We start from the raw sequence: 25,074 nt of genomic DNA on the forward strand, positions 1-25,074 counted from the left end.
GAGCGATTGTCTTAGTGTACTTTTGCTTCCTTTCTCATTTTAAATCTAACAATAACAAATCTAAAGGAGCGTAGTCGAAGGCTAGTTGTTAAAACGCTTCGACTGCGCTCAGCGAGACAATAGGACTGTAGTCAAAGGCCTATTCTTTTTCCTCTTCTTCAATCAAGATATCCTGTTGCTCAAAATTGCTGCGAACGAAATTACACCAGTGACAATCTTCTTTACCACAACCCTGAGTAAACTCATGATTCAAGATTTTAGCATAGGTGGATGTTATTTGCTGACGTACAATTTCAATATCATCAGGAGTGATCACTACTTTCTCTTTATGATAATGATTATCACTTATAGGTTCAACAAAATCAAACTCAGTGCTCACCACCTCCCAGTCGTTACTTTTATCACTGTCGACTAATATTTTATAGAAAACCGCCTGACGCCAATAGTCACCACCATTAGGGTGTTTTTCATCGGGTCGTTTAAATTTGTCTTTTGCGTTTTTGTACTTACCGGTTTTATAATCGACAACATTCGCCTGCTTTCCGTTAAACTCGATCTTATCCAAATTACCTTTAATCGGCACATGCCCAACGGTTACATTTTTAATGCTTCGTTCGGTAACAGCCACTTTATTCCAGGTGTTTACGTATTTAAGGTAATACGGTGGAATGATCTTCTTCCCATATTCCATTCTCAACTTAAACTGGTCCTTTGTAAACGACTCTCGGTTGCGATACATGAACCAGGAGAACTGATCAAATAGATAGTTTTCATCTGGGAACTCATCGTTTTCACGCATGCGTATGTACAGTTTGTTCAGCGCCCAGTGAATTGCCAAACCAAAGGTGGCACTCGGACTTTTACCGGCAGGCACACGAATAAGGTTTTGGAAATAAAACCGAAGCGGGCAATCGAGGTAACTACTCAAATGGGTAACACTAAGCGTATATTTTTGAAGCAGTAGATCAAGGTAATTTTTATCAATTAATTCGATCTTAGGTTTATCCTCCTCACTAAACTGGGTGATAATAAACTCGAACATCACATCATCCGAGAGCTGTTTACGCTGGATATTGATGTTGGACTCTTGTCGCATCTCAAATATAAACTGCGAATGCTCCTGCTCTTTCCCCTTTTTATCTTCGGCAGCATACGATACGTATAATGAATGCTTAGCGCGAGTAAGGGCCACATAAAACAACCGGCGGGATTCTTCCAGCTCATTCCCATCGGAAATTTTAGTGGTTATTGTATCGGGGTATTTATAGTTCCGGGTTCCACCGCTTTTTTTGGTAATGTCCCAAATCTTTTTGGTAGCTCCCATCACAAAAACATATTCAAACTCTAAGCCTTTGGAGCCATGCGAAGTCATAAAGTTAACTCCGCGTTCGGCAAACAGCGTTTTATTTAAATCGATGGAAATTCCATTCAACTTCATCAGGTCAATCAGATCAACAAACTGCTGTAAGCTTAAATCTGTTTTCTTCCGATTCTCTTCTTTCAAAAAGTCGAACAAACTGGTAAGCACTTCCATATACCAATTACGTTCTTTCGAATGCATGATGTATTTCAGAATCCCGGCTCTAAGAATGATCTTTTCAAATAATTCCTGCAACGTCAGGTTTTGAGATTCTTTGACCCAAAATTCGAGGTCCTGGCTGAGTTGTTTTATTTCGGTGGAAGTTTGAGCGTCAAAAAGTGTTAATCGTTTTGGATTGGCCAATTCCGATATCCATTTGCGGATTGAAGTTTTCCCAAACACGACCTCTGAATCCTTGTTGTTTATCGAAACGTTTTTCCTGAACACCTCAACGCTGATCTTAGCCGTTTCAATTGGTGGGATATTGAAGAAGTCATAATGCATGATCTCAAACAGGAGCTCATCTCCACTATAAGGTGTATCGATTTCCATTGCCAGGTATCGCAAAATATTGATGATATTCTCAACAAATGGCAGTGTTAAAAGGTCGATCTTACGTTTGGTATTAACCGCTATATTTTTTGCCGAAAGGTATTTGATCAGCTCTTCAACCTGGCTGTGGTTACGATAAATAACGGCAATCTCTTCGGCCGCAACTCCCGATTCGATTAAGTTCACTATTTGATTGGCAATGCCTACAATCTCATGATCGGTATTGGCATATTCAATGATCTCGGGTAAAGTGTTTAATTGTTTAAGTGATGCGTTCGAGGCTATCAGGTGTTTGTCGAGATTTAACGCATTTGTTAACCGTTCACTATTGTTGTTGATCAGCTCGCGAGAAGCATCAAGGATGGCCTGCGTTGAGCGATAATTCTCGGTTAAAACAATTGTCTTTAAATCATTTTTATAGGCAAAAGCAAAATCCAGAATATTGCTCATGTTGGCTCCCTGGAAACGGAAAATCGATTGGTCATCATCGCCCACCACAAAGATGTCCGGCTTTTGCCGATCGCCAATTAACAATTGAATCAGATCATTTTGGGCACCGCTGGTATCCTGATACTCATCAACCAACAGGTATTGAAACTGTTCCTGGTAACGCGCTAAAAGGTTGCTGTCGAATTTAAAGGCATTGAGTACCCAGATAATCATATCGTCGAAATCGTAGCGGTTTCGCGCCCGCATTTTAGCCTGGTATTTTGGGTATTCTGCCAGTGCCGCCCGGAAGGTTTCCATTTTCTTTACTTCATCGGCAATTTTTTCTTCTTTTATATCGCCAGCATTAAACTGTTTGTATTTGCGTTTATAGACAAAGTCTTCCCGGTTAGGCAAGTCTTCAATATAATCATCTATAGCCTTATTAATCGTTTCAGGTTTCCAGTCTTCCTTTTTGATCAAACTGAAAAGATTCTTTAAACGATCGCGCTCAAAGTAAACCTCACCGGTAAATCGTTTTAAAGGATTGTCGTTCCCAATCTCATCAATTAGTTCTTTCAGGAGTTCAGCTTGCTCGAGATCTGAAATAGGGTCGAGGTTAATTTTTCCAAAGTACTCCAGGTTTTCCTGAATCACCTCATTACAAAAAGAGTGGAAAGTATAAATATTAACGCGGTAAGCATCCGGCCCAATAAAATCGACCAAGCGTTTACGCATATTGATAGCACCCGCTTCGGTAAACGTTAAGCACAAAATGTTACGGGCATCGGTATCGGTGTCTGTCAGTATTTTGCCAATACGCGCAGCTAAAATTTGTGTTTTACCTGTTCCCGGTCCAGCCACTACTAAAACAGGTCCGTCGATGGTTTCAACCGCTTCGCGTTGCTTAGCGTTTAATTTGGTGAGTGCTTCGGAAAATTGAGCGGTATAATTGGATGTCATTTGAATGGCTGAAATTTAATGCCCGAAAATATTAATAATTCTGTTGAAAGAGTTGAATGATTTAATTGGTCTTTGCTTGCTTTTTTAGTTCAATCCTCTTTCAACTTATTTCATTGTTTCGTATTATTGAATACATCTTTATTACAATTACCTATTCAACGTTACCTATAACACACTTTTTATTACACATAATATGGAAAACAAAGTTTCATTAAACATCGCCCCGGCTGATTTAACAGCCATTAAAAGCGCCATGCAAGTATTAACTGAAAAACTTGGTCCGCATTTGCTCGAACTAAAAAACAACGAAGCCCGTGAGTTACCTAAAATGGGAGATAAGTCCTTGGCTTTTGTAACCAAGGCTTACGAGTATGCTAAACAACATCCTGAATTTGCTCACTTTTTAGATGTAACCGAGTTTGAAAAAGACACAGTGGCAGTACAAGCACTTAGAGAATTATTAACTCCGCTGGCGCAACTTCACCAAAAATTGGAAGACACCATGTTGCTGGCAGGCAGTGAAGCTTATACGGCGGCATTAACCTATTACGGCTCAGTTAAAGAAGGAAACAAACGTAATGTGCCTAATTCAAAAATAATTTATGATGATTTAAGCTTGCGATTTCCTGGCCGGACAAAAGCGAAGGAGGCTAAAAAAGACCAATAAACAGCTCGTAACTGCTCATTTAACTGGATAAAAGAAATGGTTGCCTGTTAAAGGCAGCCATTTTCATTTTTATTGGCCCGCATTTCATTGTTCCAATGCAAATTTGCTTTTCGCTAAGGCAAAATTGCTTTCACACTAAGCAAAATTGCTTTCCACAAATGCAAAATTGCTTCCGCGCTAAGCAATTTTCCCTTTGCTCAATGGAACGTTTCGTTGTTGAAATCGATTTCTTTGTTTAGCAAAGGCAAATTTGCAATCGTTGAAGGGAACATTGCTATAATGGAAAGGAACATAGACTCATTGTCACACAAAAAATATAAATAAACCCGATCATTTAATCCTAATTTTGAGAGACAAGCTATAAATCATTATGAAGAAGATCTTATTCATTTTTTGTTTAACGGTATTAACAACTATAAATACCAAAGCCCAGGAAGCTCCTAAAATTTATAATCCTAATGCCGATGCCAAGGCCGATATGAAAGCGGCAATTGCCAAAGCAAATAAGGAAGGCAAGCATGTGCTGTTGCAAATTGGAGGTAACTGGTGTAGTTGGTGCATACGCTTTAATAAAATGGTTACCGAGGATAAACAGCTCGATTCGGCTTTAAATGCCAATTATGTGGTTTATCATTTGAATTACAGTAAAGAAAATAAAAATGAAGATGTGTTGGCTACTTTAGGTTATCCGCAACGATTTGGCTTTCCGGTTTTTGTGATTCTCGATGGAAAAGGCAACCGGTTGAACACCCAAAACAGTGCGTATTTAGAACAGGATAAAGGTTACAGTAAAGCAAACGTGCTGGAGTTCTTTAAGCAATGGGGACCTGCGGCGGTTGATCCTAAAACGTATTCAGCAGTAAAGAACTAAATAAAAAGCCGCTTTGTGGTGCTGTTTATGGCTCACAAAGTGGCTTGTTAGGGGCAACTTTATGACGACAACTACATGAAGACAATAGACTTTCGTGACAACATAAATTGCATAAGAGAAACTGCTCCTGGACGGTATCGTATTATTTTGGATTTTGCCACGACTAATATTTTACCTTTTCTAATAAATGATAACTACAATTACATCTGGGTTCATAACCATACAACAGGCAAGGGTTTTGACTGGGAAGAATTTAAGCTGCCCATCAGTGACAATTCAGCAAACATAAAGACCTTAGCAAGGTCATTGACGTTTGACTTTATCTTAACTACGGACGAGTTTAAAAATATCATGACTGACTGGAAAGGAGGAATTGAACTTATTCAAATGAATAATATTCCACCATATTATCTTGACTTAAATAAAGTTAAAGGGAACAAGCGATATGAATTATTAGAGAAAGATTGTGATTACTTATTTGAGGTTGACATTCCATCAGCGACAGACTATGGGACATTAATTAGCTCGAGTAAAGAATATTTACAATCACTACTCGACAATTCAGAAATAAACTGGGATGACTTACCATAGAAAAAACATTGTATAACAGCGCTTAAACGAGGCTTCTTGCCTCCCTGTTCGGGATTTGTAGTCCCGAACTAAATAAATTCGAATTTCAACTCCTAAATAGTTTAGCAGATACTACGCAATGAAACATTTCTTGACAATTTTACTATTAACTTGTTTCTTAAAATCATTTGGACAATTTGCTATTGTCAATGACAATGATGGTTTTTTGAATGTTAGAGCAGATGGACTGTCGAACAGTAAAGTACTTGGCCAGTTAAAAAACGGGCATTTAATTTATTGTTTTGAGAATAAAGGCAATTGGACAAATATTGACTTCACAAGTAAAAACAAAGAGTTGAATGGTTATGTGTACAAAGACAGATATAAATTGATTTCCAATTTTTCATCAATTCCTATTATGACAAAGACTGAAAATAAAGTCGTTCTAAAAAAGGATAGCATGCGAATTACAATAACACAATGCTTGTTTGACAAGAAAAGACACACATTTAAATATGTTAACGGATATCCTGATCAAATTGAATTGATTGACAATAAAAAATATTGGGGTACAGACCAAGCTTTGCCAAAAACACAGTTCGACAAAATTGAAATTAAGGTTGGACAAAAAACTATTTCATTACCTAAATCTGCATTGGAGGGACTTTTCGAACCAAGCATCTATAGTGCAGAGGTAAATTATGACAAAACGAACGACACATTTTATATTCAGACAATGAATAGTGATGGGGCAGGGGGCTATCTAGTACTTTGGCGAATTGAAAAAGGAGTGTATAAAGATAGATTAGTCGCATATGGATTTTAATCAAACTGTTCGGGATTTGAAACTCCGAAAAGAACTAAATAAAAGAAGCCGCTTTGCAACTTGATTCCTTAGTCACAAAGCGGCTTTTTGAATTTTATCCTTCTATTGTGCTTTTATTGTTTGTCCTTGATTGGATGAAGCACCTGCATCATTACCAGTGTTATCATCCGACTTTCTCACCGCCCCACGAAGCATCATTAATTTGTTAAGTAGATCGTACCAAAACGGTGCTCCCAATGAAAGTGCCAGCGCAGTAATTAAATAACCTGTAATGGCTCTTAATGCACACCCAACCTTGCAAAAGAATTGGCCAAACTTTGAGTGAGCGTTTTCACAATTACATATAAACGAACCTTTGCCAATACTTAAAACATTGTTCGTAGAGTCCAAATCTGTTTTTAGCAAGTTGTTAGCCTCGTTAACCAAGGCAGTTGATCGGGCATTGATTATGGAATCGGCTTTTTCGGTTAATGAAGTGTCCAGAACGATCGAATCGCTGGTAACACGTCTGTAAACCTGAAAACTGCTTTGTTGCGATTGTTGATGGAAATTACTTGCCAGCTCCACCATTTTATCACGAGCATCTTTGTCTCTCGATAATTTTTGGGTGATACGTATGCTATCTACATTAAAAGTAACCGCTATCAATAAACCAATGATCATCAGTACCAATTGAACATGGCGTTTGTACCAGCCCGAAGCCCGCTCCATGGTATCGTTGAACCAGGTTTCCAGGTTCGTTCTGAACTTATCCAGCTTATATTCCGAATCATCCAGCAAACCTTTAAAGAATGAAAGCGTTTCAGGGTCAATATCTACTTCAACATAAGTCTCATTTTTTATTTTAAATCGGATTCTACCACTCTCTAATACCTTCCTGATCCGGTCAATAGCGTTTTCTCCATTTTCATTCTCCTTAAGCATATCGATAATGACTTTCGAGAAATTTTGAGGAGTGATATAACCTGGTTTATCATGCCAGGTGTCTTCAGCCAAATATTTGATCAGTGGATGCTTATAGAAAGCATTGGATAGTTTATGCTTATAGCCTTCAATGATTTTGTCTTTTGGTGCTAAAGCAGGAGGCAGGAGTAAAGCCAGGAAGCTTCTCAAACGATCGATATAGCGTGCCCAAAACGATTTATCACGCTGGGTAGTATCGCTCAGCATTCGAATGATTGCGCGTTCCAGGATCTTGGCTCTAAAGCCCAGCCAAGTCGAAATAATCTCTTGTAAAATGGTAGCTAATAAACTATAAAGCAGATAGATGAAAACAAGGCCGATGACCACGTTTAAAACTACAGAACCAAACATGTTTTGATAGGTTTTTTGTCAGACAATAGGATTTAGTTCATCTAAAATACAATAAAGTTTCCAGTCAGCGGTCTACAGTCGCCAGTATGCAGTCCTCAGTCTCCGGTCAGCGTAATGCCATACTGTATTGTGTCATCTTAAAAAAAGCATACAGGTTTTAGCATAATCCTGTTATTTGTTTTCAGATTGCCTACTGCAGACTGCTTACTGCCGACTGAGGACTGCTACAATCCTTGTCCCGATTTAAAGACTGAATTAATCGTTACCGGCAGTTTTCCAGTGGTAGTTAGTTGGCCTAAAACAACTTTTGCAGCAGCCTGTTCGGTATATTTCGATTCTTCGTAGAATACCCACAGTGCGTTGCTTTTTTCAATTGCAGGTATGCCGGCAAGGGTATATGCATTTGCCATCACCGCTACATAAGCTTTTCCGCTTTGGGCAAGATCTGATATCAGATTAATTACCGGTGAATTAAAGTCAAGAACGCTGCGTGGTCGTGGACGGTTGTCATGAATTCCGATGATTACTTTATCAAAATTTTTTAATTGAGCTCTAATATTATCGATGGTTTTCTGATTGGCATCTTTGGCTACCGAAATTGTTGCTGCTGAAGGAAACGTAGCACTTAATGTTTTCTGAAAAATAGTGCTTTCGATTGTTCCGATAGAAAGAATAAGTACCTTTTCGCCATTCTTTACTACACTGTCGGTAGGTTTAATTAACGTAGTGGCTGCTGCTTCAGCTAATTGAGTGTTTAAAACATTCGCCGATTCGGGATTCAGGTCTTGTGTTAAATTAGGTAGATAAACCGGTTGATAATTGTTTAAACCCAACCAATATTTGGCGGCAAGCACTTTCTTGCATCGCTCATTAATGTCCTTTCTGCTAATTTCACCTCTTCTTATCGCTTTTCGAACAGCTTTAATTGATTCGGGCAGATTCTCCACCATTTCCAGCATGTCGTTTCCGGCAATAGTGGCCATTACTGCAGCTTCGCCTTTAGGATGATATTTTACAACGCCTTTCATTCCCATTGCATCGGTAAATACCAATCCCTTAAAGCCAATATTATCTTTTAATAGTGTGGTAACTATAGGTTTTGAAAGGGTGGAAGGTAGATTTTTGGTAGAATCTAAACTGGGTATGTTCATATGAGCAACCATTACGCCACCAATTCCGGCGGCAATCAGTTGCTTAAATGGATACATTTCCAGCGAATCTAAACGCTCTTTGCTGAAGTTTAATTGTGGTAAGTCGTAATGCGAATCGGTTTCGGTATCACCATGTCCAGGGAAATGTTTGGCTGTTGCCAATAATCCACCGTCTTGCATGCCTTTCATAAAAGCAATGCCTTTTTCAGCAACATTGTATTTGTTCTCGCCAAACGACCGGAAATTAATTACAGGGTTTTTAATGTTATTGTTCACATCAACTACCGGAGCAAAATTCATCTGTATTCCCGCTCGTTTAAATTGGGCTGCCATTTGTTTGCCCATTTCATAAATCAGTTCATTGTTTTGGATGGCGCCTAAGGTCATTTGAAATGGGTACGAGACAGTGCTGTCGAGTCGCATAGCCAAGCCCCATTCTCCATCGGTTGTTACCAATGCAGGCACTTTTAAACCTTTCTGTATCCTGTTCAAAAGCAAAGCATTTCTTACAGGGCCACCTTGAAAAGTAATGATTCCCCCGGCTTGGTATTTTTGAATAAGGGCCGTTATCGAATCTTGCTTTTCTTTAGTTTGATTTGAGTAGACGGGGACTATAAATAGTTGAGCGATTCGCTTCTTGCGGCTCATTTTCTTAAAAACCGAATCAGCCCAGTGTGGCTTATTTTCAATAGCATCAATTATACTTTTTTTTTCTGCGGAGGAAACGGTTTGAGCTTCTACGGCTGTAAAAGAAAAAAATAAGGCCAGAATCAGGCTAATGCAAAATCGTTTACTATAAATCATTTTTTATTGGAATGGATATTTATTAGGAACAAATATAAGGCTTGAATGGTAGCAGTTGGCCTTTGAAATGCCGGTAACAGTTATTTTATTGAAGCCAAACATGAAGCGGTTATTTATGCTTTGTGCTGTGTAGTATACAGCGTTTAATGTTGGTGACGTTTTTAATAGTTTCAAAAAGCGTGTTTAAACAGTTAAAAGAGCAATAATAGTTCGAGGCAATGATGGGTATATATTTTGTAAGAGGCTCGTTAAATTGTATGAAACAACTATGAAGAAGAAGCATTGGCTTTTGGCCGGAATGTTATTAATGGCCTCAAATATTTGTTCGGCTCAAGTAAAACCGGATAGCAAAGTGGGTGTATTGCTTGCCTGTGGGGCAGGGACTTTATTTCCAGAGGAGCAAGGTAATAGTTTTAGTAATACGTATGATGCAGGACTCGCCCTAAATATCGTCGCATACTATCGTTATTACTTCTCTAAAAATATAGCTGTTGAACCAGGTTTGGGGTATATGGCTAATGGATGGACTGAAAACTTTGTCATTGGTACAGCAGGAGCAAAGGTGGGATATGAAGTAAAAAACTCTTTCCTGAATATTCCTGTTACTGTACAATATGTGGTTGATAAATTTACCGTGGGTGCTGGTCCTGAAATAAATTATTTGTTCAGAACTAATAGCGATCGATATTCAAAAGATAATTTCAACTCCTTTAGTTACGGGGTGACCGGAGGATTGGATTATAAATTTTCTTATTTCCGAGTAGGGTTTAATTATAAGTTTGGCTTGGCCCAGGTTTATAATACTTCAGCTAACTTATTTGAGAAAAAGGCTCAATGTCAAAGTTTAATGCTATCATTTAGGTATGAGCTATAAATATTGATACAAATAAAAAAACCGGGTAAAAACCCGGTTTTTTTTGTTTAGTTCTTCTCTTGTTCACAAGTTGGGATTTTGTAACAATCAATGTACAAGCCCCAGTTATTTCCAGGATATGCTTTGTCACCACCCCAAGCTGTTTCTTTTGGTTCACAATCTTTCAGCGCTTCAGCATGAGTTAGGATACAGATGCAGTTACAGTTTGCGAATTTTTCGATCGGGAATTTCTCTACCCAGCATCTTACACCACAATCAGGGTGCTCGCTTTTCACTCCCCATTCGGTTTTGTCGAACTGACCAGGAATGGCACCTCCGCGAGTACTAGGAACTTTGTCGCAAGGGCCCACATAAGTGTGGGTGGTTCCCAAGCTCCATCCTTCTTTCGAAACGGAATACTGTACATACAAATAATTCGCATCCCTGAAAACTCTTACGGTGCCGATTAATTTGTCTTCAGGATTGTTTTTTGGATTACCAGCGTAAAGAGGAAACTCTTTAGGCTCAGAACAAGGAAAGATGGTACCCTCTCCTGCAACGTCGTTGTAATTGGAGCAACTGATCGACTTAGGCTTCTGCTTAATATCCTCAGTTGTTTTTGTACAACTGTAAATCCCAGCGGTTAATAGTCCGCCAATAGCCATTAAGGCTACTAAAATTCTCACTTTCATAGAGCGTAAAAAAATTAGATTGATATAAATGAATTAATTAATAACCGTTCAGCTATATCAAATTAAATGACAGTTGTTTTAATGCCAATTAAATCAATGATTTATTAGTTATTTTACTATTTTATGTGTTAAATAATCAGCAGCACAGTATGGTTTTGTCAACAATAGGTTACAATTGCTTTGCGTCTGATGGAATGTGTTTTGTTAGTTTTACTTCCGTAAACTAAAAATGAACCCAATGAAAAAATTATTAATGGCAGTAGTTACTGCCTTTATCGCCTTCTCGGCAAATGCGCAAAAACTCGATTTTGGGATTAAAGGAGGAGTAAACTTTGCCAATGCAAGTGATATTAAATTTACAGGAGGCTTAAACGAATCGTACAAGCAAACTGCGGATGGAGTTACAGGATATCATTTTGGCGTTTGGGCCGAAATAGGGTCTTCATCTATTTCCTTTCAACCGGAGTTATTATACTCGCGTAAAGGCTTTAAAGCAACCGACGAAATTGGTCAAGAATCAAATGTTCAATTAAACTATCTTGATATTCCATTATTGGCCAAGATTAAACCATTGCCTATGCTTCACATAGTTGCAGGTCCTCAAGTTTCAATTAAACTGGCGGATAAAATAACCGGACCCAGTGATTTTACAGATGCATTAAATCAAGAAAGTTTTAAGAATGGCGATTGGGGGGCAATTTTAGGAGCTGGAGTTTCACTTTCAAATTTTCAGATTGATGCCCGTTACGTATGGGGTTTGAGCAAGGTGACAAGCGATAATTTAGAATTTAAGAACCAAATGTTCCAGATCTCACTGGCGTATAAATTGTTTTAATAAGAACGATCTATATTTTTAAAATTTCAATAAAACAGAAACATCCGGGTCTCTCACCTCCCGGATGTTTTCATTTTAACCTATGTTTACGCTCAGAGGTTCTGTTTAGTTTAACTGCAACCTAATGAGTTTCCGCAGTTAAGACATTTATAGCAAGTGCCTGATCTTACGGTAATATGGCCGCATACATTGCATGCCGGTGCATCTGATTGAACACCTCCACTTATATCGAAACTCTTATATTTTACTGTAGTTTCAGCCTTTTGCTGACTTACCAGTTCAGGTGTAACTTGATTGCTAGCATCCGTATTATGGTCGTCATCATGCATCTCCGGATTGCTTAAATGTACATTTTGCTGGGTAATAACATGCACTAAATCGGCGCGATTGAGGTATTCATACCCTAGCAATCGGAAAATGTAGTCTATTATTGAAGTAGCACTTTTAATATTTTCATGCCCTCCAACCATACCCGAAGGCTCGAAGCGGGTGAAGGTAAATTTGTCGACAAATTCTTCTAATGGAACGCCGTATTGTAAACCAATCGAAACGGCAATGGCAAAGCAGTTCATCAGTGATCGGAAGGATGCTCCCTCTTTGTGCATATCAACAAAGATTTCGCCAACTGTTCCATCCTGATATTCTCCTGTTCGCACAAAGACTGTTTGACCGCCAACTTGCGCTTTTTGGGTAAAACCTCTACGTTTATGAGGTAAACGTTTGCGCTCAACTATACTTGATAGTTGACGTTTGAAGATAGTATCTTCTGATTTATTGATAATATGAATAGCTGCCTCCAATACTTGCTCAGGAGATAATTCCTGTATTTTAAGCTCCGCGGCTTTCCCTAAAGCTTCCTCTACTATATCAATTTTAGAATCTTCTTTAGTATCGGATTTTGTAGATAATGGTTGTGATAATTTACAACCATCGCGATACAGGGCATTGGCTTTCAGTCCTAGTTCCCAGCTTAAACGATAACAATCCTTTATTTGCTCTTCGGTAGCTTCATTAGGTAAATTAATGGTTTTGGATATTGCTCCTGATAAAAATGGCTGAGCTGCCGACATCATTCTTATATGGCCATGTGCATGGATATATCGTTTGCCAATATTTCCGCATCTGTTGGCACAATCAAATATTGGGTAATGCTCTTGTTTTAGATAAGGAGCACCTTCAATAGTCATAGTTCCACATACATAGTCATTAGCCTGGACAATCTGATTGTTAGTGAAACCAAGAGATTTTAAGAGGTTAAAAGAAGGATCAGCATATTGTTCAGGTTTAAATCCAAGGCGTTGCAAGCATTCTTCTCCCAATGTCCAAATGTTAAAGGCGAAGCTTATCTCAAAAGCCGAGAGAATTTCTTTATCCAATCGCTCAAGATCAGACGGAGTAAAACCTTTGGCCGCTAATGACTCAAAGTTAATATGTGGTGCGTATTTAATAGAACCTGTACCCTTAGCATAATTAACAATATTTTCTATTTCGTGGGTATTATAACCCAGATTTTTAAGAGCAGCAGGAATTGCCTGGTTAATTATTTTGAAGTAACCACCACCTGAAAGCTTTTTGAATTTTACCAGTGCAAAATCAGGTTCAATGCCGGTCGTGTCGCAATCCATTACCAAGCCAATTGTTCCGGTAGGAGCAATTACGGTAGTTTGAGCATTTCGATATCCATATTTTTCACCTAGTTCTACCGCTTTATCCCAAGCATTGCAAGCAGCTGATAATAAATAATCAGGGCAAAATTTAGGGTCGATTCCAGGAGGGGTAATTTGCAGGTCTTCGTAAGCTTCCACCGTATTGTAGGCAGCATATCGATGGTTGCGCATAACCCGCATCATGTGATTTTTATTCTTTTTAAATTCTTTAAATGGTCCGAGGTGTTGGGCCATTTCTGCCGAAGTAGAGTAGGCCGTACCTGTCATTATTGCTGTAATAGCTCCTCCAATTGCACGGGCCTTCTCACTATCATAAGGAATACCAGCCACCATTAACATTGAGCCCAGATTTGCATAACCAAGGCCCAACGTCCGGTAGTCGTATGAAAGCTTTGCAACCTCTTGTGAAGGGAATTGTGCCATTAATACCGAAATTTCCAGCACAATGGTCCACAAACGGCAAATATGTTCAAACCCTTTTACGTCAAATGTTAACGTATCAGGATTGAAGAAATGTTGAAGATTGATAGACGCAAGGTTACATGCGGTATTATCTAAAAACATGTATTCAGAGCAAGGATTAGACGCGTTAATTCTACCGCCTTCGGGGCATGTATGCCATTCATTTATGGTGGTATCGAATTGTACTCCAGGATCAGCGCAACCCCAAGCCGCATAGGCAATCTTATCCCATAGTTTTTCGGCTTCAATGCTGCCAACAGTTTTGCCGGTTGTTCGCGCTTTTAACTCCCAGTTTTTGCCTTCTTTTAAAGCTTTGAAAAAAGCGTTTGGTATACGTACTGAGTTGTTAGAGTTCTGTCCAGATACAGTTCCATAGGCTTCGCCTTCGTAATCAGAAGAATAACCAGCCGCAATCAATGCTGCTACTTTCTTTTCTTCTTCAACTTTCCAGTCGATAAACCGGACAATTTCCGGGTGATCCAAGTCGAGGCATACCATCTTTGCAGCCCTACGAGTGGTGCCGCCTGATTTTATGGCGCCGGCAGCGCGGTCACCAATTTTTAAAAATGACATTAAACCTGAAGAACTGCCCCCTCCCGATAATTTCTCATACTCACCTCTTAACCTTGAGTAGTTCGTGCCTACTCCTGATCCGTATTTGAAGATACGTGCTTCACGGACCCAAAGGTCCATAATTCCTCCTTCGTTTACCAGATCATCGTCAACTGATAGAATAAAGCAGGCGTGAGGCTGAGGACGTTCGTAAGCGGATGTTGATTTTTTTAGCTCTTCTGTTTCAGGATCAACATAGAAATGTCCCTGAGGCGACCCTGTGATACCGTAGGAAGAGTGCAGTCCGGTGTTAAACCATTGTGGAGAGTTGGGTGCAGCCATTTGTGCTGTAATGGTATACGCCAATTCATCATAAAAAACCTGAGCGTCATTTTCACTTGCAAAGTACCCATACTTAACGCCCCATTCTTTCCAGCAATTAGCCATCCGATGTGCTACTTGTTTAATAGAGTTTTCGGCACCAAGTGTTCCGTCGGCTTGAGGTACACCTGTTCTTCTGAAATATTTTTGTGCTAAAATATCAGTAGCTACTTGCGACCATGATTCAGGAACTTCAACATTATGCATTTCAAAAACAGCATCACCGGCAGGGTTTCTAATTACCGACGAACGCTGCTCATACTTAAACAGGTCGAACGGGTTGGTGTTTGACTGGGTAAAATGTCTTTCAACTTTTAACCCTTTTACGGGAGCTGTGTTCTTTTTCATAGTAATTATTTTGTGTCAAAAATAGGTTGCAATGTTCGCCTTAAAAATGATATTTCTCAGGGCTGCGTAAGCATGAAGTAAAGGGTACTAATAATGTAGTTTGTATTGATCCTGACTAACCTTTAACTAAAACGGATAACTACCTTGCTGTAATCAACTTAAACTGTCTGTTATAACTTATTAAATACCGGAGAGCGATACTTTAAATTTAATAAGCCAACAAAAAAAATAAGCTGTACAGTTTTCCACAGGCTTCAATAAAATTAAGCTGCAGGCGCTGCTAATCTTTATAGCTGGGCTTTAAAATGAAAATGTTTAATGTGGAAAACTTAATAAACAAAAAACGCGATCATTTTTTGACCGCGTTTCTGATTGATAGCAAAAGCTATAGCATACATAGTTTAAGCGAGACTCACCTTAATGGTGTTCGTTCTGCCTTTTTCAGCAATAGGAGTAGAGGCAGTGTTGATGATAACATCACCTTCTGCAACATATCCCTGTTCTTTTAAAATATCATTAACCTCTTTAATGGTTTTATCAGTGGTTTCGAATTTATCGTAATAGAACGCTTTTACACCCCAAATTAAGCCAATGCTGTTCATCAGATCGCGGTTGGCAGTAAATACAAAAGTACGGGCCTTAGGGCGTTGGCTGGCAATTTGATAAGCAGAATATCCCGACCATGACATGGAAATGATTGCCTTGGCTCCTGTTTTTTCCGCTAAGTAAACCGCCGAATTGCATACTGAGTCAGCTAAGAAAGTTTCCGGATGTTCTTCGATTTGAGAGTCGTTATAGTATGGGTACATGCCTTCTTCAATGTTACGGATGATCTTACTCATCGACTCAATAACAATTACCGGATAAGCACCTACCGAGGTTTCATTACTTAACATTACTGCATCTGCACCGTCTAAGACAGAGTTTGCAACGTCATTCGCCTCAGCACGGGTCGGACGAGGGTTGGTTACCATTGAGTCCATCATCTGTGTTGCAATAATTACCGGTTTGGCTAATGCTGTACACTTTTTAACGATTTGCTTTTGTAACAAAGGAACTTCTTCCATTGGCATTTCAACACCCAAGTCGCCACGGGCAACCATTACACCATCGGTAACATCAATGATTGAGTCAATGTTCTCAATGGCTTCCGGTTTCTCTATTTTAGCAATTACTTTAGCGATACTGCCGTTTTGGGCAATAATCTTTTTTAAATCGATGATATCTTGTGCTTCACGAACAAATGATAGTCCGATCCACTCAATGTTATTTTTCAACGCAAAGTCAAGATCTTCACGATCTTTCTCGGTTAAACTTGGTGTACTGGTTTTAGTAAAAGGCAGGTTAACTCCTTTTTTTGATGAAAGCACTCCACTGTAAAGGACTTCTGCTTTAACAGAATCTGCTTTATTGGTTTCTAAGACGCGCATTTGCATTTTTCCGTCATCCAATAAAAACACTTCACCTGGGTTAACATCTTTAGGGAATGGTGTATAAGTAATGTAGATCGAGTTTTTATCACCAATTTTTGGAGTGGTAACAATATTAACGATATCGCCGGTTTCAAATGCTACACCGTTATTCTCCATATCGCCGATACGGATTTTTGGGCCTTGCAAATCTGCCAGGATACCTACATTAAAATTAAACTCTTTATTGATTTCGCGGATTAGGTTGATGGTGAATTGATGTTCTTCGTGTTTGCCGTGGGAGAAGTTAATGCGACAAACATTAAGGCCTGCCTTTATCATTTCCAGCAGTACTTCCTTCTTAGCGGAAGCAGGCCCAAGTGTAGCCACAATCTTGGTTCTGTTATGTAATTCTTTCATATAAGTTTTCGAGTTTGCGGTGGCAAAAATACAATTTGTTTCCGATACTCTATGCGTTAGTGTTAACTATACATAAAGTATTGTTTTTCATAAAATTAAGTTTAGGCCTCAGAGGAGCAGGTTTTCCTTTGATTTCAACTTATTTGCATCAATAAAAAAAGCAGTTTGTGTAATACTGATTTTGTTGATTTTGCTAAGTAGGGTATCTCTTTCGGTCTGATAATTAAGATTATGTATTAAGAGGAAAAAGTCGATTTCCTTGTGCTCAGGGACTAGAAAACCTTCGGTGCCTTTATTAGTAAGTAAAAAGTAATCTTGTTCACTTTCTTCAAAGTATTGGTGGTACTTGGAAAAGTAAATTTCTTCGTTCGTTTTATTCGTTAAGATAATGTCTTCAGTTTTTACTAAATTGAGCGACAGTTCTTTATTGAGAAACCAGCAAAGCCGATAGTCTCTGGTAGGGGCAGAGATTCCGATTAAGGTAAAATCAAAATCAAAGGAAACTTTTAATACTTTTTTATTCAATACGTTAATATACTTAACACAAAGTTATTCAAATGCGCGAATAGATACTGCATCGAAAAAAAGTTTTGAATAGTTCCTGTAATTTACTTTTATTTGCAGAAAATTTTAAAAAAATAACCTTTTAAACACAAAAAATTATGTCAGATATTGCATCAAGAGTAAAAGCGATTATCGTTGAGAAATTGGGTGTTGACGAAAACGAAGTGACACCTGAAGCAAGCTTTACAAATGATTTAGGTGCCGATTCGCTTGATACAGTTGAGCTTATCATGGAATTCGAGAAAGAATTTAACGTGGCTATTCCTGACGAACAAGCTGAGCAAATTGCTACAGTAGGTCAGGCAATTGCTTACCTTGAAAAAAACGTTAAATAAGAAAATTCATCTTAAAAGTATTTAATGCAACTTAAACGTGTTGTTGTAACAGGGCTAGGTGCACTTACACCATTGGGCAATACAGTTCCAGAATACTGGAACGGTTTGATCAATGGTGTGAGTGGCGCAGCCATGATTACCAAATTCGATACCGAAAAGTTTAAGACGAAGTTCGCCTGCGAGGTAAAGAATTTCAATCCGGAAGATTTTATGGACAAGAAGGAGGCCCGCAAGGTGGATCCTTTTGTTCAGTATGCCATTGCTGCTACACACGAAGCTGTTGTTGACTCGGGTGCCAACTTTGAAGAACTCAATACTGACCGTATTGGGGTAATTTGGGGTGCAGGTATCGGTGGCTTGAAAACTTTTCTAGACGAAATTTCATCATTCGCTAAAGGCGACGGAACCCCACGCTACAATCCATTTTTCATCCCTAAGATGATTATTGATATTGCAGCTGGCCATATTTCTATTAAATACGGCTTAAGAGGTCCTAACTTTGCAACTGTTTCGGCTTGTGCTTCTTCTAACAATGCTATCATCGATGCCTTTAACTACATTCGTTTAGGCAAAGCTGATATGTTTATAACCGGTGGTTCTGAAGCGATTATTAACGAAGCCGGTATCGGTGGATTTAATGCAATGCATGCTCTTTCAACCCGTAACGACTCTCCTGAAACTGCTTCTCGTCCGTTCGATCTTGATCGTGATGGATTTGTTGCAGGTGAAGGTGCTGGAGCCATTATTCTGGAAGACCTTGAACATGCTAAGAAACGCGGAGCAAAAATTTATGCCGAGATCGTAGGTGGTGGAATGAGCGCAGACGCAAACCATATTACAGCACCGCATCCTGAGGGATTAGGAGCTCGTAATGTGATGGTTGCTGCCCTTGAAGATGCAGGTATGACTGTTAATGATATTGATTACATTAACGTTCATGGTACTTCAACCCCATTAGGCGATATCAGCGAAACTACTGCTATTGTAAACTTGTTTGGAGAGAATGCCTATAAGTTGAACATCAGTTCAACAAAATCAATGACCGGTCACTTATTAGGTGCTGCAGGAGCTGTTGAAGCTATTGCATCAATAATGGCGGTGGTTAACGATATTGTTCCTCCAACAATTAATCACTTTACCGACGATCCGGATATCGATCCGAAGTTAAATCTTACATTTAATAAGCCGCAGAAACGTGTTATCCGTGCTGCCTTATCAAATACTTTTGGCTTTGGTGGTCACAATACCTCGGTAATTTTCAAGAAATTTGAAGAATAATACCCAAAATATGTTACAGGTTTATATGCATGCTTCTGTATTGCTTAAACCTGTAACTTGTTTTTGTTCCCCTCATATTTATTAAACAATACAAGGAATGCCCGCATTGCGTTTATACAGGCTGTATCTTTCCCGTGAAAGAAATTACGTTAGAGCTTTGAATAATATGCTGGGCTTTATCCCAAATAATTTAACCTTGTATAAATTGGCGTTTCGCCATAAATCAGTAGCTCCACAACTTAAAGAAGGTTTAAAGAACAGCAACGAACGACTGGAGTTTTTAGGTGACGCTGTTTTGGGTGCGGTTGTAGGGGAATTGCTTTTCAAGAAATATCCCTTCAGAGACGAAGGTTTTTTAACAGAAATGCGGTCGAAGATTGTAAACCGAATGCACCTTAACCAGCTTGCGCGAAAAATTGGTATTGGTGATATGATGGATTATGATACCCGAATGATCAATAACCCCGCTAAGCAAGGTTCTTTAATGGGAGATGCTTTTGAGGCCTTGATCGGTGCTATTTATCTTGACAAAGGCTATGCTTTCACCAAGAAGTTTATCCTAAACAGAATTATCAAGGCTCATGTTGATATCGATGCTCTGGAACAAACAGAAACTAATTTTAAGAGCAAACTTATTGAATGGTGTCAGCGTCATGGTAAAGAAGTGCTGTTTGAGTTAATGCCCAATGAAGAAGGAAGTAAGTCTAAATTGTTTACTGTAAAGGTGTTTGTTGACAATGAAGAATGCGGTACAGGACAAGACTTTACTAAGAAAAATGCCGAGAAAATTGCTGCAGAAAGAGCTTGTGAGTTACTTAATATTTAAGTGCTACTGCAAATCTCGAAGATCCTCTTATCAAAAATTCCATTTCATTCTTGCAAATCTAAAATCAAATCATGTTCTTGCGTGTTCTATTGTTTATTAGATATGCGTAAGTTATTAGCTTCTCTGCAATTGGTTGTGGGCTTGTTGGCGTTTGTTGCAGCTATGCTGGTCGTGTTGCCGTTTATCATAGTAGCCTACTTAATCTTTCCAGGAAAAACCGGCAGTGATCTTTCCTTTTTCTTCCTTCGTTTTTGGGCAGCTGTAACCTCTTTTTTTACATTAATATTTTTTAAATCCTACAATAGCTCAAAAGCCCCAACAGATAGAGCCTATGTGTATGTTGTTAACCATGGCTCGTACCTCGATTCATTGGCGGTAGTTTTGGGGATTCATCAGTCGTTTAAACCTTTAGGCAAGATTGAAATGACCAAGATTCCAATCTTTGGGGTTATTTATAAACGTCTGGTTGTTTTAATTGATCGTAGTAGTAAAGAAAGCCGTCAAAAATGTGTTGATGAGCTGAAAGGTGAACTATCGGGGGGAATGTCAATATTGATCTTTCCTGAAGGAACAATGAATAAAACAGAAGCTCCTTTAGCTGAATTTTACGATGGGGCTTTTAGAATTGCAATTGAAACACAAACTCCTATTGCTCCCATTGTTTTGGTGAATTCAAAAAAGTTGTTGCCAAGAACAAATCCGCTGGTCATTAGACCCGGGCTGGTAAAGATTGTTTATGCTGATGTAGTTGAAACAAAAGGATTATGTTTAGATGATCTGCCTCAATTGAAAGAGCAGGTTTTCAAGGAAATGGAACAAATACTGATCGATCATCAGTCCTCTGTCATAAAACTTGTCTGATCTTTCCACTTAACTGGGTTAATAATTTTCAAATACTGATATTCGGGCTGCGATTCACAATCCGGTTGATATGAAGAAAACTGTACAAGTTCACGCGGCCTTGTTTCTTGTTGCATTAATTTATGGCGCCACCTTTACTATTGCCAAGGAAATTATGCCTACTTACATAGCTCCCTATGGGCTAATTGTTATAAGGGTGTGGGGTGCATCTTTGCTATTTATTTTAATGGGGTGGTTTTCAAATTTGCCAGCTGTCAAAATCGAGCGTAAAGATTATAAAGGAATGTTTCTATCAGCACTTACAGGTGTTGGAGCCAATATGTTATTGTTCTTCCAGGGATTGTCGCTCACAACGCCGATAAAAGCCGCTGTAGAAATGGTTTGTACACCACTATTTGTGGCATTACTAGCGTTTTGGGTTTTGAAAGAAAAGGTCACCAGTGTAAAGATAGGTGGCCTGATTTTAGGGCTTTCAGGAGCTGTGCTGATGATTCTATGGCCCAACTTTTCATTAAAGGGTGGGACTGTTTTTGGCGATGTATGTGTTATTATTAACGCTATAATTTATGCTTACTATCTGATTATTGCTAAGCCTCTCATTCTTAAATATCAGGCGGTATCGGTTGTCAAATGGACATTTATTATTGGGGCATTTTTGGTATTTCCATTCGGCATAGGTGACTTACTAAAGGTTGACTGGGCGCATATTCCTTTCAGTATCTGGCTCTCTATAGCTTTTGTAGTGGTATGCACCACTTTTTTAACCTATTTGCTAAACGGATGGGCGTTGAAATATGTAAATTCATCAGTTGTAGGGGCATATATTTATTTACAGCCAGTTTTGGCATCAATTATCGCTATTGGTTTAGGGAAGGATGAATTAACAATACAAAAACTTATTTTTGCCGCTATGATATTTTCAGGAGTTTACCTTGTAAGTGTCAAGCCCAAGGCAGCAATTGCTTAGATTTTCTATCTTTACGCTGCATTTTCGTAAATTCAATTTTAAGGCGAATGATTTCGTCAATAAACATCATTTATATATGTTGAAATCCATGACCGGGTTTGGAATTGCCAGCACAGAAACTGACAAAGCCAAAATTACCGTTGAGATAAAATCATTAAACAGTAAATTTCTCGAACTTACCTTAAAGCTACCTAAATCACATTCCGATAAGGAATTATTGATTCGTAATGATTGTAATAAACTAATTGAGCGTGGCAAGGTAAATCTTACTATTGCTGTTGAATATAATGCAGGTGCCGAACGTAAACCGGTCACTATCAATCAGCAATTATTAAGAGCTTATTATGAACAATTAGAGTTGGGAGCGCAGACCTTAAATGCTAAAACGAATGATTTGTTTGCGTTAGCTTTGCAAATGCCCGAAGTAATTAAGCCGGAAGAGCAAACGGTTGATGAAGATGAGTGGAAAGCAGTTTATTCAACTTTTGAAGCTTCTATTACCGCATTTAACAGTTTTAGGGCTACTGAGGGAGCCGAACTGGAGAAAGATCTTATACAGCGCATTAAGAATATTTTGAGCTTATTAGTACGTGTTGAAACAGCAGAGCCTAATCGAATGCCAGTAGTAAGAGACCGGATTAATAAATACCTGGAAGACGCTGTTGGTGTTGAGAACATCGATCAGAATAGATTGGAGCAGGAATTAGTGTATTATATTGAGAAGTTTGATATCACTGAAGAAAAAGTTCGATTAAAAAGCCATTGCGATTACTTTATTTCAACCCTTAAGGATAAAGACGCCGGAGGTAAAAAGCTTGGGTTTATTAGCCAGGAAATAGGTCGTGAGATCAATACCATGGGCTCCAAAGCTAACGATGCTAATATCCAGAAGATGGTTGTTGAAATGAAGGACGAACTGGAAAAAATAAAAGAACAATTGTTAAACGTATTATAAAATATTGAATATTAGGAGCTGCTCATTGCGGGTTTTTGAAAACCAATAATTCATAATGCTTAACTCGTAATTCGTAATTAATCAAAATGTCAGGTAAACTCATCATATTTTCGGCCCCATCAGGTGCAGGTAAAACTACCATAGTAAAACATTTGCTTACCAAATTTCCTGAACTTCAATTCTCAATTTCGGCGACTACCCGTGATCCAAGAGGAGAGGAGCAGAATGGGAAAGATTATTATTTTATTGGTAAGGATGAGTTTTTGCACCGCGTTGCCAACCATGAATTTGTAGAGTTTGAGGAAGTTTATAATGGAACTATTTATGGAACCCTTCGTTCTGAAATTGAACGGATTTGGGCCGATGGTAACCATGTAATATTTGATGTGGATGTGGTGGGAGGTCTGCGTTTAAAACGTAAATATCCAGAACAGGCGATTGCTATTTTTGTACAACCCCCATCTGTGGATGTATTAAAGGAGCGTTTGGCAGGACGTGGCACTGATAGTGCAGAGAAGCTCGCTGAACGTTATGCAAAAGCTGAAAAGGAATTGGCCTTTGCTCCCCAGTTTGATGTTATCTTAGAAAACTATGAGTTGGAAACGGCGTGCGATGAATCGGAAGTATTCGTTAAGTATTTCCTGAAAGATAAGATGAAGTTCGGTAAACGCGAAGTAAAGTAAATCCCTTAGTTTGTGGTCAGTAGGCCATTGTCTTATAAATCATGAAGATCGGATTGTTTTTCGGGTCGTTTAATCCCATTCATACCGGCCATTTAATTATAGCCAGTTATATGGCTAATTATACAGAGTTGGATAAGGTTTGGCTGGTCGTTTCTCCTCATAACCCACTTAAAGAAGCCACAGGCCTTATTCATGTTCATGATCGATTAGAAATGGCCAAGTTAGCTACTGAGGACGCTGAAAGAATTACGGTTTCTGATGTAGAATTAAAACTCCCACGTCCTTCTTATACTATCGATACTCTTACATATTTGTCGGAGAAATATCCACAGCATGAGTTTTGTCTTATTATGGGGGCTGATAATTTGCGATCTATTAAAAAGTGGAAGAATTACGAAACGTTGTTGAAGTTTTATAAGATCTTTGTTTACCCGAGGCCGGGTTTCGATTTAACTGAGTGGACTCAGCATCCTTCAATTATTGTTACAACTACTCCGCAAATGGAAATATCAGCCACTTTTATACGTAATGCGGTTGCTGGGAATCAGAGTGTACGATATTTTGTATCGGATAAGGTTTTAGATTTCATTGAAAAGAAAGGTCTTTACCGTAAAGCTTCGGAAAAAAAATAAAAAGTATCAGGTCTTTTGCTCTAAAGCTGCGGCACCTGCATCAGTTAGTGAAAGTCCAAAAATCCAGTTCTTTTCTTGCAGCGAGTTTATGTAATTTACCACTTGTAAATCGCCAAATCCATAAATGCTTTCCGTTTCCCAAAATCGATGTAAGAGATCAATCTCCGTACTTACACCATTACTTATAACTTCCAATAAACGGCGTTCAATACGATTTGCTTCATCTTTACTTTCCAACCGTTCTAAATGTGCTTCAAAAACTTTATCAAAGAATTTAAAGGTTGATGGGGCCGATTGCATGTGTTCTCGAATAGCAGCCTTGTTATTGGCCGCATACGCATTCCATACTTTTGAAGCAAACTCAAGATCAGCTTGGTCAAGCGATATTCTGGTTTCAAAAAAATCTTTTAATTGCTGATTATTCGTATTGCCAAAACCACTAAAAAATTCATTCACCGAATTCTGTTGAGGTTGTACCCAATTGATTTTAGTGTTGGAAAGATCTGATTGGTGGAGTCTATGTAAAATGTAAAACATATTGGCTTGGCAAAACAAATCGAATTCAAACCATAGATTTATTTCTTTATACTTTGACGGAGAGGCAATCTTATAAAGCTTTTCCACTACTTGATGCTGGTACTCATCTTCCGGAACCTGGTACGTTTTTGCGATATACGCCTTACGTTGTTCCCAGAACTCATCTTCATTTTTGGCACTCACTGGTCCTTCAATAAGGCATTCACGCCATATCATGACATCACCAACTAAATAGCAACGTTTAAAATTAGGAAGAAGCGCATCACCGTTTAATACATGAAGAACCATTTGAGTTTTAGTAAGCTATGCTAAT

General features: G+C 38.7%; 22 protein-coding genes. 14 read left to right on the forward strand and 8 right to left on the reverse strand.

The window, feature by feature from the left end:
* Positions 1-139: 139 nt before the first annotated feature.
* A complete protein-coding gene (locus NF867_RS11040; RefSeq protein ID WP_252588034.1) occupies positions 140-3,301 on the reverse strand; it encodes an ATP-dependent DNA helicase in 3,162 nt (1,053 codons plus the stop codon).
* 193 nt (positions 3,302-3,494) lie between these two features.
* Here NF867_RS11040 and NF867_RS11045 point away from each other — a divergent pair, with 193 nt between their 5' ends.
* From NF867_RS11045 to NF867_RS11060, 4 genes are all read left to right on the forward strand, one after another.
* Entirely contained in the window at positions 3,495-3,968 is a 474-nt protein-coding gene (locus NF867_RS11045) for a hypothetical protein (protein WP_252588036.1), read from the forward strand.
* Between the two features lie 370 nt (positions 3,969-4,338).
* The gene (locus NF867_RS11050; RefSeq protein WP_252588038.1) at positions 4,339-4,839 is read left to right on the forward strand and encodes a thioredoxin family protein; all 501 of its coding nucleotides are present in this window, start codon (positions 4,339-4,341) and stop codon (positions 4,837-4,839) included.
* A gap of 75 nt (positions 4,840-4,914) precedes the next feature.
* Positions 4,915-5,430, forward strand: a complete 516-nt coding sequence (locus tag NF867_RS11055; protein WP_252588039.1) for a hypothetical protein — start codon at positions 4,915-4,917, stop codon at positions 5,428-5,430.
* Positions 5,431-5,548: 118 nt separating this feature from the next.
* On the forward strand, positions 5,549-6,235 hold the full coding sequence (locus NF867_RS11060; RefSeq protein ID WP_252588041.1) for a hypothetical protein: 687 nt from the start codon (positions 5,549-5,551) through the stop codon (positions 6,233-6,235).
* Positions 6,236-6,337: 102 nt separating this feature from the next.
* Here the strand turns inward: NF867_RS11060 and NF867_RS11065 are convergent, their stop codons facing one another.
* Together NF867_RS11065 and NF867_RS11070 are read right to left on the reverse strand one after the other, a co-directional pair.
* The gene (locus NF867_RS11065) at positions 6,338-7,549 is read right to left on the reverse strand and encodes a hypothetical protein (RefSeq protein WP_252588043.1); all 1,212 of its coding nucleotides are present in this window, start codon (positions 7,547-7,549) and stop codon (positions 6,338-6,340) included.
* A 224-nt stretch (positions 7,550-7,773) separates the two neighbouring features.
* Positions 7,774-9,504, reverse strand: coding sequence for a glycoside hydrolase family 3 protein (locus NF867_RS11070; protein ID WP_252588045.1), 1,731 nt, complete (start codon positions 9,502-9,504; stop codon positions 7,774-7,776).
* A gap of 268 nt (positions 9,505-9,772) precedes the next feature.
* Between NF867_RS11070 and NF867_RS11075 the strand changes: the two genes are divergently transcribed.
* On the forward strand, positions 9,773-10,378 hold the full coding sequence (locus NF867_RS11075) for a porin family protein (RefSeq protein WP_252588047.1): 606 nt from the start codon (positions 9,773-9,775) through the stop codon (positions 10,376-10,378).
* A 47-nt stretch (positions 10,379-10,425) separates the two neighbouring features.
* On the opposite strand, the gene NF867_RS11080 is transcribed toward NF867_RS11075, so the two are convergent.
* Positions 10,426-11,049, reverse strand: coding sequence for a hypothetical protein (locus NF867_RS11080; protein WP_252588048.1), 624 nt, complete (start codon positions 11,047-11,049; stop codon positions 10,426-10,428).
* A 238-nt stretch (positions 11,050-11,287) separates the two neighbouring features.
* On the opposite strand from NF867_RS11080, the gene NF867_RS11085 reads away from it, so the two are divergent.
* Positions 11,288-11,884 carry a porin family protein gene (locus NF867_RS11085; protein WP_252588050.1) on the forward strand — a complete coding sequence of 199 codons (597 nt, stop codon included), beginning with the start codon at positions 11,288-11,290 and terminating at the stop codon, positions 11,882-11,884.
* A 110-nt stretch (positions 11,885-11,994) separates the two neighbouring features.
* On the opposite strand, the gene NF867_RS11090 is transcribed toward NF867_RS11085, so the two are convergent.
* The 3 genes from NF867_RS11090 to NF867_RS11100 form a co-directional block, all read right to left on the reverse strand.
* Positions 11,995-15,294: a vitamin B12-dependent ribonucleotide reductase gene (locus NF867_RS11090; RefSeq protein ID WP_252588052.1), complete on the reverse strand. Its 3,300-nt coding sequence runs from the start codon at positions 15,292-15,294 to the stop codon at positions 11,995-11,997.
* Between the two features lie 401 nt (positions 15,295-15,695).
* A complete protein-coding gene (pyk, locus tag NF867_RS11095; protein ID WP_252588053.1) occupies positions 15,696-17,123 on the reverse strand; it encodes a pyruvate kinase in 1,428 nt (475 codons plus the stop codon).
* A 108-nt stretch (positions 17,124-17,231) separates the two neighbouring features.
* A complete protein-coding gene (locus NF867_RS11100) occupies positions 17,232-17,648 on the reverse strand; it encodes an IPExxxVDY family protein (protein WP_252588055.1) in 417 nt (138 codons plus the stop codon).
* A 137-nt stretch (positions 17,649-17,785) separates the two neighbouring features.
* On the opposite strand from NF867_RS11100, the gene NF867_RS11105 reads away from it, so the two are divergent.
* From NF867_RS11105 to nadD, 8 genes are all read left to right on the forward strand, one after another.
* Positions 17,786-18,022, forward strand: a complete 237-nt coding sequence (locus tag NF867_RS11105; protein WP_014681634.1) for an acyl carrier protein — start codon at positions 17,786-17,788, stop codon at positions 18,020-18,022.
* Between the two features lie 24 nt (positions 18,023-18,046).
* Entirely contained in the window at positions 18,047-19,300 is a 1,254-nt protein-coding gene (fabF, locus tag NF867_RS11110) for a beta-ketoacyl-ACP synthase II (RefSeq protein WP_252588057.1), read from the forward strand.
* A gap of 97 nt (positions 19,301-19,397) precedes the next feature.
* Positions 19,398-20,126, forward strand: coding sequence for a ribonuclease III (rnc, locus tag NF867_RS11115; protein ID WP_252588059.1), 729 nt, complete (start codon positions 19,398-19,400; stop codon positions 20,124-20,126).
* 102 nt (positions 20,127-20,228) lie between these two features.
* Positions 20,229-20,987 (forward strand): lysophospholipid acyltransferase family protein, encoded by a 759-nt coding sequence (locus NF867_RS11120; RefSeq protein WP_252588060.1) that lies wholly within the window; start codon positions 20,229-20,231, stop codon positions 20,985-20,987.
* 70 nt (positions 20,988-21,057) lie between these two features.
* A complete protein-coding gene (locus NF867_RS11125; RefSeq protein WP_252588062.1) occupies positions 21,058-21,954 on the forward strand; it encodes a DMT family transporter in 897 nt (298 codons plus the stop codon).
* A gap of 76 nt (positions 21,955-22,030) precedes the next feature.
* The gene (locus NF867_RS11130; protein ID WP_252588064.1) at positions 22,031-22,909 is read left to right on the forward strand and encodes a YicC/YloC family endoribonuclease; all 879 of its coding nucleotides are present in this window, start codon (positions 22,031-22,033) and stop codon (positions 22,907-22,909) included.
* 86 nt (positions 22,910-22,995) lie between these two features.
* A complete protein-coding gene (gmk, locus tag NF867_RS11135; protein WP_252588066.1) occupies positions 22,996-23,592 on the forward strand; it encodes a guanylate kinase in 597 nt (198 codons plus the stop codon).
* 41 nt (positions 23,593-23,633) lie between these two features.
* Positions 23,634-24,224 (forward strand): nicotinate (nicotinamide) nucleotide adenylyltransferase, encoded by a 591-nt coding sequence (gene nadD, locus NF867_RS11140; RefSeq protein ID WP_252588067.1) that lies wholly within the window; start codon positions 23,634-23,636, stop codon positions 24,222-24,224.
* A gap of 6 nt (positions 24,225-24,230) precedes the next feature.
* Here nadD and NF867_RS11145 read toward each other — a convergent pair whose 3' ends face one another.
* Positions 24,231-25,049 carry a DUF1835 domain-containing protein gene (locus tag NF867_RS11145; RefSeq protein ID WP_252588069.1) on the reverse strand — a complete coding sequence of 273 codons (819 nt, stop codon included), beginning with the start codon at positions 25,047-25,049 and terminating at the stop codon, positions 24,231-24,233.
* Between the last annotated feature and the right edge of the window lie 25 nt (positions 25,050-25,074).

Source organism: Solitalea agri, from assembly GCF_023914155.1.
Classification (GTDB): Bacteria; Bacteroidota; Bacteroidia; order Sphingobacteriales; family Sphingobacteriaceae; genus Solitalea; species Solitalea agri.